Genomic DNA, 13,970 nt, shown 5'->3' on the forward strand with positions numbered 1-13,970 from the left:
CGCAACCGGATTTTAGGAACGCAATGCGATACTCGGAATCACTCTCCCGCCGCAATCGGGGCCGATTTGACCGGCATCAACACTGCGTCCGTCGCGGGACGGCATGAAGGCAACATTCGGGGAATTTATGGGTCGACGCGTGCTCCAGTCCAAGTTTTCGGTTTTGCGCTTGTCTGCGGCCGTGGGCCTCTCGGTCCTTGTCGGCCTGCCCGGCGCCTTCGCCCAGAGCGGCAACGACCATCCCCAGGACCAAAAGCCGCAGGCGGCCAATCCGGCCGACGCCAAGGAGAACCAGCGCAAGGCCGACGAGTTTTCCGAGGCCGCGCAGGCGCTCAGCGGCGGGCCCGCCGGCAACCCCGAATGCGTCTGGCTCGGCCGCCGCGTCGTCCAGCTGATGTACCGCGACGACCTCGATACCGCCTTCCGTCACCTCGACCTGTATGACCGGTTCGGCTGCCCCGGCGGCCACGTCCAGGCCTCGTTCCGCTGCCTGACCCGGTTCATCGCCCAGATCGACGACAAGGTGGCGAATTCGCTGAACAACCACGTCCACACCTGCTGGATCAACCCGGACGCCAAGCCGCAGGTCGCGGCTGCCCCGGCGCCGGCCGCGCCGCCGGCCCCGACAGGGTCGCAGCCCCAGGCTGCCCAGCCGGCCACGCCGCAGGCCTCGCCCTCGCCCCAGCCTGCCAAGCCATAAGCGAACCCGCCTGCGCCATCGCGGCGCAGCAACAGGTCTGCCACGCAAACGCCGCATCATCGCTGCAGTTGTCTAATGGCGCTGCAGCGTTATCGTGTCGCGAGCGGCGTGAGTCCGACCGCCACGCCGGTTCAGCCCTCGTTCAGCGATGAACGGGCCTAAATGGTGACCCCGGCATGGTGCCATCTCAGAGCCATGGCCGGTTTTCCGCTCGAAGCTGCGCTTCGTTGTCGTGCCTGGGCAGCACGCCGCGAGGTGCCGCGGCGCGACGCCGGCCGCCGATGGCGCCGTCGCTGTCGCTGCTCCCTCCTCTCCCGCCCGCCATGGTGTCCTGACCGATGCGCGTGATCGCAGCCGTCATCCTGTTCGTCGCCGCCGCGCATGCCGCGCTGTGGGGCCTGTTGCAGCAGAAGCAGAGCGCGCCCGACTTCACCGGCATGCTGCCGAGCGTGTCCTACGCGCCGTTCGAGGGCACCGACCATCCTGACGTCGACAACATTCCCAATGCCGAGCGCATCCGCAGCGACCTGAAGAAGCTCGCCACCATCACCCGCGCGATCCGGCTGTATTCGTCGACCGGCGGCGTCGAGCTGGTGCCGCCGATCGCAGCCGAAGTCGGCCTGAAGGTCACGCTCGGCGTCTGGATCGACAAGAACGAGGACCGCAACAAGCGCGAGATCGCGGCTGCGATCCAGCTCGCCCGCCGCAACAGCAACGTGATCGGCGTCGTCGTCGGCAACGAGACGCTGTACCGCGGCGAGCTCAAGCCGGACGAGCTGATCGGCTACATCAAGATGGTCAAGAAGTCGGTCACCGTGCCCGTAACCACCGGCGAGATCTGGAACCTGTGGCGCGACTACCCGCAGCTCGCCTCCAATGTCGACTTCATCGCCGCGCACGTGCTGCCCTATTGGGAGTTCTTCAACCACACCCAGGCCGTCGACCAGGCCGTCGACCGCTACCAGCTGCTGCGCGAAAAGTTTCCCGGCAAGCGCATCGTCATCGCCGAGTTCGGCTGGCCGAGCGAGGGCTACAATCGCGGCATTGCCGATCCCGGCCCGTTCCAGCAGGCCTGGGTGCTGCGCAATTTCGTCACCCGCGCCGAGGCCATCGGCATGGAGTACAACATCGTCGAGGGCATCGATCAGCCCTGGAAGTTCTTCGAGGGCGGCGTCGGTCCGTATTGGGGCGTGCTGAACGCCGCGCGCGAGGCCAAGTTCGCCTGGACCGGCCCGATCGTGAACCCGGATTATTGGAAGCTTGCGACCATTGCGCTGCTGGTCGGCGTGCTCCTGTCGCTGCCGCTGGTGCGGCTGCGCCAGCCGACGGTGCTGCAGGCGCTGGTGCTGGCGATCACGGCGCATGGCGTCGGCGCCTGGGTCTCCAACGTCTTCGCCTATTGGAACGTGCATTATTTCGTCTGGGGCTCCGCCTTCGCGCTGACGCTGGGCCTGACGCTGCTGGTTCCGCTGATCCTGATCGCGATGGCCCGCATCGAAGAGATCGCCGCGATCGCCTTCGGCCGGGCGCCGCGCCGCCTGCTCACCCGCGACAAGGCCGCGCGCGCCCGCGCCGCCGCGCCGGACTATTGCCCGAAGGTCTCGATCCATGTGCCGGCCTATTTCGAGCCGGTCGAGATGATGAAGCAGACGCTCGATGCGCTGGCCCGGCTCGACTACCCGAATTACGAGGTCGTCTGCATCATCAACAACACGCCCGATCCGGCGTTCTGGCAGCCGATCCAGGATCACTGCCGCATGCTCGGCGAGCGCTTCAAGTTCATCAATGCCGAGAAGGTCAAGGGCTTCAAGGCCGGCGCGCTGCGCATCGCCATGGAGCGCACCGCTGTCGATGCCGAGATCATCGGCATCATCGACGCCGACTATGTGGTGACGCCGGACTGGCTGTCCGACCTCGTGCCGGCCTTCGCCGATCCCGCCGTCGGCCTGGTGCAGGCGCCGCAGGAGCATCGCGACGAGGACCTGTCGCTGATGCACTACATCATGAACGGCGAATATGCCGGCTTCTTCGACATCGGCATGGTCCAGCGCAACGAGGAGAACGCCATCATCGTGCACGGCACGATGTGCCTGATCCGGCGCGCGGCGATGGACATGGCCGGCGGCTGGTCGAGCGACACGATCTGCGAGGACACCGATCTCGGGCTGGCGATCCAGGAACTCGGCTGGCAGACCCACTACACCGCCACCCGCTACGGCGCCGGGCTGCTGCCCGACACCTATGAGGCGTTCAAGAAGCAGCGCCATCGCTGGGCCTATGGCGGCTTCCAGATCGTCAAGAAGCATTGGCGCCGCTTCCTGCCGGGCCGCAGCCGGCTCACGGCGGACCAGAAGCGCGAATTCTCGCTCGGCTGGCTCAACTGGCTCGGCGCCGAGAGCCTCGGCGTCGTGGTCGCGATCCTCAACCTGATCTGGGTGCCGATCGTAGCCTTTGCCGGCATCGCCATCCCCGACAAGATCCTGACCATCCCGATCATCGCCGCCTTCGTGGTCTCGCTCGCCCACTTCCTGATCCTCTACCGGCTGCGCGTCGCCGTGAAGCCGTGGCAGATGCTGGGCGCGATGATCGCGGCCATGAGCGTGCAATGGACGGTCAGCCGCGCCGTGGCGCAGGGCCTGATCACCGAGCATTTGGCGTTCGCCCGGACCTCCAAGGGCGGCCTGTCCCGGATGTCGATCGAGTTCCAGGCGTTCTGGGAGGCCGTGATCGGCGCCCTGCTGCTGATCGGCGCCACCATCCTGATCATGACCAACTATTTGGCGATCACCGAGCTCTACATCTTCGCCGCGGTCCTGATCCTGGAGAGCCTGCCGTTCCTCTCGGCGGTGGCGATCGCCGTGCTGGAGATGTCGCGCATCAACTCCTTCGAATTCTGGCGCCACGCCACCGTCCGCACCGCCGAGCTGATCGGCCTGCGCCCGGTCTGGGTGCCCGAGCTGGCCGGCCCCGGCATGCAGCCGGCCGCGCTGAGCGCTGCGCCGACGAAGGTGGCGGAGAAGGTCTGAATCCCCTTCCCGCGCCGCCACCTGCGTCGGGATGAGCGAAGATCAGGAGGTCGTGCCGAGCCGCGGCGCGGCCTCGGGCAGCTCGACGCTTCTATTGCCGACAGCCGGCGACACGGGCCGGCCGGCGAACAGGCCGCGCCAGGCGCGCGCGGCCTGCGCCAGGCTCGCCCCGGGGACACGCAACGGCCTGTCGACGAGGTGGTAGGCCAGCGCCGCCGCGGCCAGCGAGATGGCGACCTGGGTGACGCCGTAGTTCAGGTCCGGATGCGCCTTGAACAGCGAGCTGCTGACCACGAACAGCACGGGGTAATGCAGGATGTACAGCGGGAAGCTGATTTCGCCGAGATAGTCGAAGACGGCGGCGACGCGGCCGCGGACATCGCCGATCCGGTAGAACACCAGCATCAAGGTGCCGACCCAGGCGACGCCATTCACAGCCGCGGAGCTGACATTGGTCACGTCGAAGAACCTGGCCTGGGTCGCGACCGAGGCCAGACCGGCGATGCCGAGCCAGACGAGATAGCGGCGGTTGCCGGCGTTCGTATAGGCGACCCAGCCCGCCAGCCAGGCCCAGAGCATGACGATGCCCGTCAGCCAGTAGGAGTTGCGGCCCGCGACATATTCGTCGCGGATCAGCGGCCATGCCACGAACAGCAGGCCCGACACGATCATGATGGCCGGAATATACGGGCGTCCCTCGATCTTCCGGAACAGCGGCGCGAGCAGATAGTACACCGCCTCGATCGAGAGCGACCAGGCGGGGTAAAGAAACCCGATCATGATCGGAAAGAACGCCTCGAGCAGGAAGATGCAGCCGATGAACTGCCACGCGCTTGGCGGCACCGCCGGCGTGCCATACCCGCCGGACAGGCCGAGCACGGACCAGCCGAACCATCCGATCAGGACCGCCAGCGCATTCAACGGGAAGATGCGCAGCAGGCGCCGGCGGAAGTAGCCGGCTGGCCCCGTCGCGATCGAATGATGAATGCTGAAGCCGGAGATGACGAAGAAACACATCACGGCCATCAGGCCGCTCCGCGTCAGGACGGGAATGGCGCGGTCGGCGGGCCCGAAATTGTAGGTGTGATCGAACAGCACCCACATCGCCAGCAGGAACCGCAGGGCCCCAAGCACAGGCCAGAATCCGCGATGAGGCACATTCATGTCGTTTCCTCTGCCGACGGCCGGGCGCGATTGGCGCCGGTTCACGGGCCACAGCAACGGACAGTAACCTTTGGAAACATACTCACTGGCGGTAGCATATTCGGCGATTACACCATTTCGTAACAGCCACCCCTGTTTTGGTCGCGCTGTAGCGCGCAGGCCACAGGTGAGGCCTCGGCTGTGATGGCGGCGCCCGCAGACGGCCGCGCTCGCGGCGCCCCGCGGGAGGTGAGCCTCGACCGCGCGCCTGAGGATGCGAGGACGGCTGGCTAACCGCCTTCAACGCCGAGCAAATTCCGGCCGTCCGGCTGTGGGGTGGCGCGAGCGCCTATTGACCGAAGCCGGCGAGCCCCCTACACAGCCGGTGCGACAGCAACGCGGCCCATGGCCGGGGTTTCGACGCCCCGATTTTGCGCCGCAGTGAACCACGGCGACGCCCCGCGCGTTCTCATGGTACCCTGCCGACGATCCGGACAGTGACGGCTCCAACCGCCACACCGCTTCCCTAGAAGCGAGCGCGTAGCTCAGCCGGTAGAGCACGTGACTTTTAATCACGGGGTCCTGGGTTCGAGCCCCAGCGCGCTCACCACAAAGCGCTCGCGATGCCTAGGTAGAGTTCGCTTGCATCGACGACATAGGCGCTCCGCTACGCCCTGGTTCAGCCAAAGAGCGCACGAGCAACGACGACGGACAAAGCTAGCGTTTGTACCCGAGCAGGAGATTCCAGACGAATCGCAGTCTTGTCGAGCCGGTCTATCGCATTCTACCGTCACGACCTACTATCGTTGCTCAGCCGCGACCTTGCGCCTTCTTGCAGTCTATCGAAACCGCAACTACTTCTGACCTTGCCCCTCGGGCTTAATCCAGTTTGAAGTTCGTTCTGGCCCCAACGAGGACCAGAGCATGAAGCGCAGCCGCTTTACGGAAGAGCAGATCATCGGGATTTTGAAGGAGCACGAGGCTGGCGTTCCGGTCGCCGATCTGTGCCGCAAGCATGGCGTGAGCGACGCCAGCATTTACAAGTGGAAGGCCAAGTTCGGCGGAATGGACGTCTCGGAGGCCAAGCGGCTGAAGACGCTGGAGGACGAGAACACGCGGCTGAAGCGGTTGCTGGCGGACGCCATGCTGGACAATGCGGCGCTGAAGGATCTCCTGGGAAAGAAGTGGTAACGCCCGCGGCGAAGCGGAAAGCTGTCGCACATCTCATGCGCGTTCACGGGATGAGCGAACGGCGGGCGTGTAAAGCCATCGGCTGTTGCCGCATGACGGTCAGATATCAGACGAGCCGGGCCGATGATGCCGGGCTGCGGCAGCGCATGAGGGCGATCGCCCATGAGCGCCGCCGCTTCGGCTATCGTCGCCTGCAAGCGGGAGGGCTACCTGGTCAATCACAAGAAGCTGTTCCGTCTGTACCGGGAGGAACGGCTCACGGTGCGCCGCAGAGGTGGCCGCAAGCGGGCCCTCGGCACACGAGCGCCAATGACGGTGCCGCTACTCCCGAATGATCGCTGGTCGCTCGACTTCGTGTCGGATCAGATGACCGATGGCCGGCGCTTCCGCATCCTGACCGTGGTCGACAACTGCACCCGCGAGTGCCTGGCGCTGGTGGCCGACACCTCACTCTCGGGCGCCCGGGTTGCTCGGGAGCTGGACCGGCTGGTCGCCGAGCGCGGCAAGCCCAGGATGGTGGTGAGCGACAACGGCAGCGAGTTCACGAGCAATGCCATCCTGACATGGACCGATCAGAGCCGTGTCGCCTGGCACTACATCGAGCCGGGCAAACCCATGCAGAATGCCTTCATCGAGAGCTTCAACGGCCGCCTGCGGGATGAACTGCTGAATGAGACGCTGTTCACCTCGCTCGCCCAGGCCCGCGTCGCGCTCCGATGCTGGCGGGCCGACTACAATGATGAACGACCACACTCACAGCTCGGGTGGAAAACGCCGTCCGAGTTCGCCGCAACCTGCAATCCGCGTCGGGATCTGGCGCTGCGCTATGTCGAGAGCTCCGCGCCAGCCCCCGCCGCTACCACCGCCCGGATGGGCACATCCATGACGTGCCCCCGCCAAATTAGGCCAGTTTGAACTGGAATTTTCCACTTATGATCCCACCCGGGACAGAGGAGAGTTCCATGAAGGCATCGAAGTTTTCGGAGGCTCAGATCGCATTTGTTCTGAAGCAGGCTGAGGACGGTACGGCGGTTGCGGAGGTTTGCCGCAAGGCCGGGATCAGCCAGGCGACGTATTTCAATTGGAAGAAGAAGTATGCCGGTCTGATGCCATCGGAGATGAAGCGGCTGCGCCAACTCGAGGAGGAGAACGCCAAGCTCAAGCGGATCGTTGCGGACTTGTCGCTCGACAAGGCCATGCTGCAGGATGTGCTCTCAAAAAAGCTCTGAAGCCTGGCCGCAAGCGGGAGCTTGTCGACAAGGTGCGGAGCGACTGGAAGGTCTCGATCAGGCGGGCCTGTTCGACGCTTCGGATCGATCGCGCACTGTACGTCTACAAGTCGAAGCGCGGCGACCAGGCCGCCCTTAAAAATCGGATCAAGGACGTCTGCCAGACGCGGGTGAGATACGGATATCGCCGGGTCCATGTCCTGCTGCAACGTGACGGTTGGGCCGTCAACGTTAAGCGCGTCTATCGTCTCTACAGGGAATTAGGCCTGCAATTGCGCAATAAAACGCCGAGACGTCGCGTCAAGGCCAAGCTGCGCGAGGATCGTACCGACGCATCTCAGATCAATGAGACTTGGGCGATGGATTTCGTTCACGATCAGCTCGCTACCGGCCGCAAGATCCGGGTTCTTACGATCGTCGATACCTTCAGTCGCTTCTCACCAGCCGTCGATCCGCGCTTCAGCTATCGAGGCGAGGATGTCGTGCTGACTTTGGAACGCGTCTGCAAGGCCGTCGGCTACCCCAAGACTATTCGCGTCGATCAGGGGTCGGAGTTCATCTCCCGCGATCTCGACATCTGGGCTTACCAGAAGAATGTCATTCTCGACTTCTCCAGGCCAGGCAAGCCGACCGACAACAGCTTCATCGAATCCTTCAATGGCAAGTTCCGAAACGAGTGCCTGAACACGCACTGGTTCCTGAGCCTTGACGATGCCCGGCAGAAAATGGAGGATTGGCGTAGAGACTACAATGAGGTCCGGCCACATAGCGCGATCGGCAACAAGGCGCCGATTTCGCTGTTGAATGGCTCATCGGCGCCCCCGCCGGCATGAGCCTAACCCCGGAAAATTCCAGCCTCAGTTGGCCTAGTTTCGGGGAGCACTTCATCCAACCGCCCGAACGAACTCAGACCTGGATAAAACTTGGGGGCAAGGTCAGATCGCTCCACGCCGCCGCCCTCACGCGTTCTGTGCAGTGGACCGTCATCCCGTCACGATCACGGCAGCGATCGCCAGCTGACCGATCCGGCCCGCGCCGGCGAACGCGGTGAACCGCGGCAAGCTACACCACGCCCAGGGACACGATCGCCCAGCGATCGCCCAATCGCATCGAGCACTCCGGCGATCGAGCACGTCATTCCCTCAAAGCTCTTCGACCGCATCGATCCCAGCCTCTCAAACCACTCTGATTATTAGAGTATTTCGATCGCCTCCGCAAATCTTGGGTGCGGATTCCGACGAAGTCGCCCAGGCGTACCGATATGAAGTCGCCCGTGGATTCCGAGACGATGTCGCCCACCTTTCCGATTTGATCTCGCCCAGCGGCGAGGCGTTCTGGCCGGCTGGTTCTCTGGCATCGGTCAAGCCGCGCGGTCAATCTGGAATCGCGACTTCAACCTTTTTTCTTCTTCTGCGGTTGCTGTGGGCATGTGGACAACGCGATTGCGTTGTCCAAGCGCAGCGGCATGTCCACGGCGCTCAGGTCTTTCGGGCGGATTGCCGAGTTCGGCGCAGGCTCTCACCGGTGAGGTCGAGCCGATGGGCATTGTGGACGAGGCGATCGAGCACGGCGTCGGCATAGGTGGGATCTCCAATGAGCAGATGCCACTGGTCCACGGGGAGCTGGCTGGTGACGATGGTGGAGCGATGACCGTAGCGATCTTCGAGGATTTCCAGGAGGTCGTGACGGGCGCCGGCATCGAGCGGCTCGAGCCCCCAATCATCGAGGATCAGCAGATCGACACGGCCAAGGCCGCGCAACAGGCGTGGGTGACGACCGTCGCCGCGGGCGAGCGCCAGATCGTCGAACAGGCGCGGGACGCGTTGATAGAGCACGGAGCGATTGTCGCGACAGGCCTTGTGGCCGAGCGCCGAGGCGAGCCAACTCTTGCCGACGCCTGCCGGGCCGCAGATCAGGAGATTGACGTGGTCGTCGATCCAACGGCCCTCGACAAGCTTGGCGAACAGCGGGCGGTCGAGACCGCGCGGGGTGCGGTAGTCGATGTCCTCGACGCATGCCTGCTGGCGCAGCTTGGCGTAGCGCAGGCGAGTGGCGAGCCGTTTGTCGTGCCGCAGCGAGGCTTCACGTTCGAGCAGCAGAGCAAGCCATTCGGCGTGACCGAGGCTGCCAGCCTCACCGGCGGCTTCGATGTCGGCGAAGGCCTTGGCCATGCCGTGGAGGCCGAGGGCGTTGAGGCGGTCGAGGGTCGGATGGGTGAGCAAGGGACGGTCTCCTAATTGTAGTAGCGCGGTCCGCGGATGTTGGCATGCAGGATCGGCGCATCGTCCGCGGAGCGCTGGTGAGCGGGACGCCGATCGAGATTGTTGGCGAGGATCGACTTGACCGAGCCATAGGTGCGCGCGCCGATGTCGATCGCCCGCGCAGCCGCCGCGTCCAGCCGTTCGCGCCCATAGGAGGCGGCGAGCCTGAGGATGCCGAGGCAGGCGCGGAAGCCTTGTTCGGGGTGCGAGCGCTCGTCGAGAATGAGGTCGCACAATGCGCTGGTTGCCGGCCCGATCGCGGCGGCGTCCTGACGGATACGCCCGATAGTCCAGCCGGCGTAGCGCCGATGGCTGGAGGCCATGTGCTCCGGCACGGTGGTGTGCTTGTGATTGCCACTCATGCGCTGATGCGCGGCAATCCGCTCGCCCTTGTGGAAGATCTCGACGGTGCGGGCGGTGAACCGCACCTCGACCTCGGCACGCGCGAAGCGATGCGGAACGCTGTAATAATGCTTCTCCACCTCGACGTGGTAGTCGAGGCTGACGCGGCGGATCCGCCACTCGGCGAGCACGTAGGGGCTCGCCGGCAACGGCTTGAGCGCCGGCCGGTCGATCTCCTCGAGCAGCCGGCGGCGCGTCACGCCGAGCCGCCGGATCGGCCGCTCCTCGTTGAGCCTGGTGAGCAACTCGCCGATCGCTGCGTTGACCTCGGCGAGGCTGTAGAAGACGCGGTGGCGCAGGCGACCGAGCAGCCAGCGCTCGATGATGAGGACGGCCTGCTCGACCTTGGCCTTGTCGCGCGGCTTGCGAGGTCGCGCCGGCAAGACGGCCGTGCCGTAATGCGCGGCCATCTCCGCATAGGTGCGATTGATCTGCGGGTCGTAGAGGCTCGCCTTGATGACTGCGACTTTGGTGTTGTCAGGCACCAGGAGCGCCGGGACGCCGCCGATCGCCGCGAAGGCGCCAACATGGGCGCTGATCCAGTCGGCGAGCCCCTGCGTCCACGTCGCCTGCGCGTAGGTGAAGCTCGAGGCGCCGAGCACGGCGACGAAGATCTGCGCCGTCCTCCGCTCGCCGGTGAGGCGGTCGACCACCACCGGCACGCCGTCGCCCGCGTAGTCGACGAACAGCTTGTCACCGGCCGCGTGCGCCTGGCGCATCGTCACCGACAGGCGTCCCTCCCAGGCGCGGTAAAGCTCGCAGAAGCGCGAGTACCGGTATCCGCCGGGCTCGGCGCCGATGTACTCCTCCCACAGGATCGACAGCGTCACGTGCTTGCGCTTGAGCTCGCGGTGCACCGCCGCCCAATCGGGCTCGGCGATGCGGCGATGACCCTGCCGGTTACCGTTGCCGGTCTTGGCGAACAGGCGGGCCTCCAGGGCCGCGTCCGTGAGTTCGTCGGGCAACGGCCAGCTCAGGCCTGCGGCCTCGAACCGCCGGATGGTCAGCCGCACTGTCGAGGGCGCCGCGCCCATCCGCCGAGCAATCTCGCGGCTCGGCAGCCCAGCCGCCTTCATCCTGATCACATCGCGCACACGGCGCATCGCAAGCCTCTCCGTCGGCATCCAGGGTCCCCCTTCGCAAAGCCGAAAGGTTGACCCTATGGGAGCCAGAAGAGGTCTCGTCACCCCGGGTTCGCTCTTGCGATACCCGGGCGACATCATCCCGGAATCGTGGGCGACATCATCTCGGAACGGGTGGGCGACTTCAAATCGGAATGGTGGGCGAGATCATCTCGGAATCCTGGGCGACATCGATCGGAATCCGCATCTTGGGAAAGTGTTTGCATTCTTTTCACTCTTATCATTAGAGTTACAATCATTAGAGTTACAAAAATGCAGCGGAGGGACGATCATGGCTAATCTTCGTGATTTGGTTCTCGATGCCCATGGAGCCGCGCAATGGCGTCGGTTTCGCAGAATTGAAGGGGACATGTCGATTGTCGGCGGCCTCTGGGCGCGAAAGGGTTGGCCGGAAGCTCTGAAGCACGTTCGCGTCACCGTCGATATCGCCGACCAGCAGCTCAGCTACGAACCATTCACGGCTGAGGGCTTGCGCAGCTTCTATCGTCCCGATCTGGTCGCGATCGATGACGTCAACGGCAAACGCCTGAAACAGCGGACCAATCCGCGCGACTCATTCGCCGGCCACGCGCCCGCTACCCCATGGGACGATCTCCACCTCGCCTATTTCAGTGGTTACGCGATGTGGAACTACCTCAACACGCCCTTCATGTTTGCTCTGCCGGGTTTCTCGGCCGAAGAGATCGAGCCGTGGGTTGAAGGTCGCGAGACGTGGCGACGACTCAAGATCACTTTTCCAGAGTCGGTCGCCACCCATTCCCCGGAGCAGGTGTTCTATGTCGGCGGCAATGGCCTGATCACGCGGCTCGACTATTCCGCAAACGTTGTCGGCGCAATTCCGACCGCGCACTACACGTCCGACTATCGAGACTTCGATGGGATCAAGATTCCCTCTAGGCGCCGCGCCTATCGACGAAATGCTGACGGAACGGCAATCCAGAATGGTCCCTCCGTCGCCATTGACATCAGAAACATTAGGTTCTCGTGAGGAAGGCGTCATGTCCGATTCTGGAGAGCTTCACTCCGTGACGCTCGAAATCAACGGCGCCCACAGAACCGTAACCGCCGAAGCGCGAAGGTTGCTCGTCCACCTGATCCGGGAGGATCTCGGTCTCACCGGCACGCATGTTGGCTGCGATACCTCGCAATGCGGTGCCTGCACCGTCGAGATCGACGGCCAGGCCGTAAAATCATGCACCGTGCTGGCTGTGATGACGGACTACGGACAGGATTACGTTGACAGTGCTGGACTGGACTGCACCCCTCAAGTGAGACACGATAATCTCGGTGACAGGCATTCCGAGGATGACCTGTGGCAGCAAGAGGGAAGAACCGTCGGTTTCCGACGGCTTACAAGCTGAAGGCAATCAAGCGTGTCGAGCGAGGCGAAGGCGTTCTGCCTGTGGCCCGCGAGCTTGGGATATCGCGCAAGATCCTGCACGACTGGATCAAGGCCTGGAAGGCCCAAGGGCCCGACGGATTGAACCGCAGACCGGGGCCGAAGCCCGACCCCCGGAAGCTCAAAGCTACAGCAACCTATGACGATAAGAGGTCTGCGCTGACGCGCGCAAATGCTCGTATCGCCGAGCTCGAACGGCTTGTCGGCCGTCAGCAGATGGATCTCGATTTTTTCGGCAAGCCTTGCGCGCATTGGAGCGGCCGGCAGCGCAAGGCAAACCCGCACCCGCATCATCGAAGTCATCCAAGCCATGACATCGGAAGCAACGGAGTCCCACGCCGACGTGCAACGCTCTGCAGTCTGGCCGGCCTGCCACGCGCGACCTACTACCGGCATCTCAACAAACGCAGTCGCGAGACGGCCGATTGCGAGCTGCGCGACCAGATCCAGCGCATTTGCCTCAAGCATCCATTCTACGGCTATCGGCGCGTGACGGCCACGATCCGACGCAAAGGCATGGTCGTCAATGCAAAGAAGGTGCTCAGGCTGATGCGCGAGGACAACCTTCTCGCACAGCGCAAGGCGCCATTCCTGAAGCCGCCGGCAGAGCGGCCAAGGGACATTGTCGTCGTCCCCAATCTCGTACGCGGCCTGGTGCCGTCCGCTCCTGACCAGATCTGGGTGGCGGACATCACCTATGTCCATCTCGCCACGACCTTCGCCTACCTCGCCGTCATCCTCGACGCTTTCTCGCGCAAGGCAGTCGGCTGGGCCTTCGACAACACGCTCGATGCCTCACTCGCGATTGCGGCTTTGGACAGGGCAATCGAGGCCCGCAAGCCGCAGCGCGGCAGCCTGATCCACCACTCCGATCGCGGCGTGCAATACGCCTCGATTGCCTATCGCCAGATCTTGGCGGATCGTGACATCACGATCAGCATGAGCAGGCCGGGCAACCCGTTCGACAACGCCAAAGCTGAAAGCTTCATGAAGACGCTCAAGGCCGAAGAGGTCAACGGCAAGACATTCTCCGACATCAGAGACGCGCGTCGCCGGATCGATAGCTTCATCGCGGACGTCTACAACAAAGAACGCCTGCACTCGGCACTCGGCTATCGATCGCCTCTTGAGTTCGAAGCCGTGTTCGCGCAAAACAACGCACGATAACACGTCGTGGCAACCGCACTGTCACCGAGATTATCGTGTCTCACTTGAGGGGTGCAGTCCAGTGCTGTCACCGTATCCCGCTTATCGCGGGGGAGAAGCCGTGACGATACTCGATCAATAGGTGAGCCGATCCCTCGGCTGATCGAGACGAAGATGAGCGAGCTGACATGAACACGACATTATGCGCAACAGCTGTAGCGATATCGGCAATTGTAGTGCCGGTTGCCTTCCAGATGTCGGAGGCATACGCCCAGACGTATTATTGCGATCGCCCGCGAAAGCCGTCTTGTATCGACGCAATGGCCGTCAG

Annotated in this window: 9 protein-coding genes, 1 tRNA gene and 1 pseudogene; 8 read left to right on the forward strand and 3 right to left on the reverse strand. The window is 63.9% G+C overall.

The features are described 5' to 3' along the window. Nucleotides 1–127 precede the first annotated feature (127 nt). Nucleotides 128–700 carry a beta-1-3, beta-1-6-glucan biosynthesis protein gene (locus tag ACVIJ6_RS30565; protein WP_456777113.1) on the forward strand — a complete coding sequence of 191 codons (573 nt, stop codon included), beginning with the start codon at nt 128–130 and terminating at the stop codon, nt 698–700. 338 nt (nt 701–1,038) lie between these two features. Next, the gene (locus ACVIJ6_RS30570) at nt 1,039–3,726 is read left to right on the forward strand and encodes a glycosyltransferase (protein WP_456775750.1); all 2,688 of its coding nucleotides are present in this window, start codon (nt 1,039–1,041) and stop codon (nt 3,724–3,726) included. A 42-nt stretch (nt 3,727–3,768) separates the two neighbouring features. Here the strand turns inward: ACVIJ6_RS30570 and ACVIJ6_RS30575 are convergent, their stop codons facing one another. Next, nucleotides 3,769–4,890 carry an acyltransferase family protein gene (locus ACVIJ6_RS30575; RefSeq protein WP_456775751.1) on the reverse strand — a complete coding sequence of 374 codons (1,122 nt, stop codon included), beginning with the start codon at nt 4,888–4,890 and terminating at the stop codon, nt 3,769–3,771. Nucleotides 4,891–5,403: 513 nt separating this feature from the next. Here ACVIJ6_RS30575 and ACVIJ6_RS30580 point away from each other — a divergent pair. The 3 genes and pseudogenes from ACVIJ6_RS30580 (at nt 5,404) to ACVIJ6_RS30590 (ending at nt 8,122) form a co-directional block, all read left to right on the forward strand. Continuing rightward, a tRNA-Lys gene (locus ACVIJ6_RS30580) sits at nt 5,404–5,479 on the forward strand. A 314-nt stretch (nt 5,480–5,793) separates the two neighbouring features. Further along, a pseudogene (locus ACVIJ6_RS30585) lies at nt 5,794–6,975 on the forward strand (IS3 family transposase). A gap of 47 nt (nt 6,976–7,022) precedes the next feature. Continuing rightward, a protein-coding gene (locus ACVIJ6_RS30590) for an IS3 family transposase (RefSeq protein ID WP_456771799.1) occupies nt 7,023–8,122 on the forward strand; the annotation gives its coding sequence in 2 pieces (ribosomal slippage) (nt 7,023–7,275 and nt 7,275–8,122; 1,101 coding nt in all). 645 nt (nt 8,123–8,767) lie between these two features. Here the strand turns inward: ACVIJ6_RS30590 and istB are convergent. After that, nucleotides 8,768–9,511, reverse strand: a complete 744-nt coding sequence (istB, locus tag ACVIJ6_RS30595) for an IS21-like element helper ATPase IstB (protein ID WP_012041725.1) — start codon at nt 9,509–9,511, stop codon at nt 8,768–8,770. A gap of 11 nt (nt 9,512–9,522) precedes the next feature. After that, on the reverse strand, nt 9,523–11,055 hold the full coding sequence (gene istA, locus ACVIJ6_RS30600) for an IS21 family transposase (protein ID WP_083780767.1): 1,533 nt from the start codon (nt 11,053–11,055) through the stop codon (nt 9,523–9,525). A gap of 310 nt (nt 11,056–11,365) precedes the next feature. Between istA and ACVIJ6_RS30605 the strand changes: the two genes are divergently transcribed. From ACVIJ6_RS30605 to ACVIJ6_RS30615, 3 genes are read left to right on the forward strand one after another with little or no spacing between them, the layout of a single operon-like run. Then, nucleotides 11,366–12,082 (forward strand): hypothetical protein, encoded by a 717-nt coding sequence (locus ACVIJ6_RS30605; protein WP_456775752.1) that lies wholly within the window; start codon nt 11,366–11,368, stop codon nt 12,080–12,082. 10 nt (nt 12,083–12,092) lie between these two features. Then, entirely contained in the window at nt 12,093–12,455 is a 363-nt protein-coding gene (locus tag ACVIJ6_RS30610) for a (2Fe-2S)-binding protein (protein WP_456775753.1), read from the forward strand. Continuing rightward, on the forward strand, nt 12,407–13,660 hold the full coding sequence (locus ACVIJ6_RS30615) for an IS3 family transposase (protein WP_456775754.1): 1,254 nt from the start codon (nt 12,407–12,409) through the stop codon (nt 13,658–13,660). The genes ACVIJ6_RS30610 and ACVIJ6_RS30615 overlap by 49 nt, the downstream gene beginning before the upstream one ends. The last annotated feature ends 310 nt before the right edge of the window (nt 13,661–13,970 follow it).

It is taken from the genome of Bradyrhizobium sp. USDA 4369 (assembly GCF_054056435.1).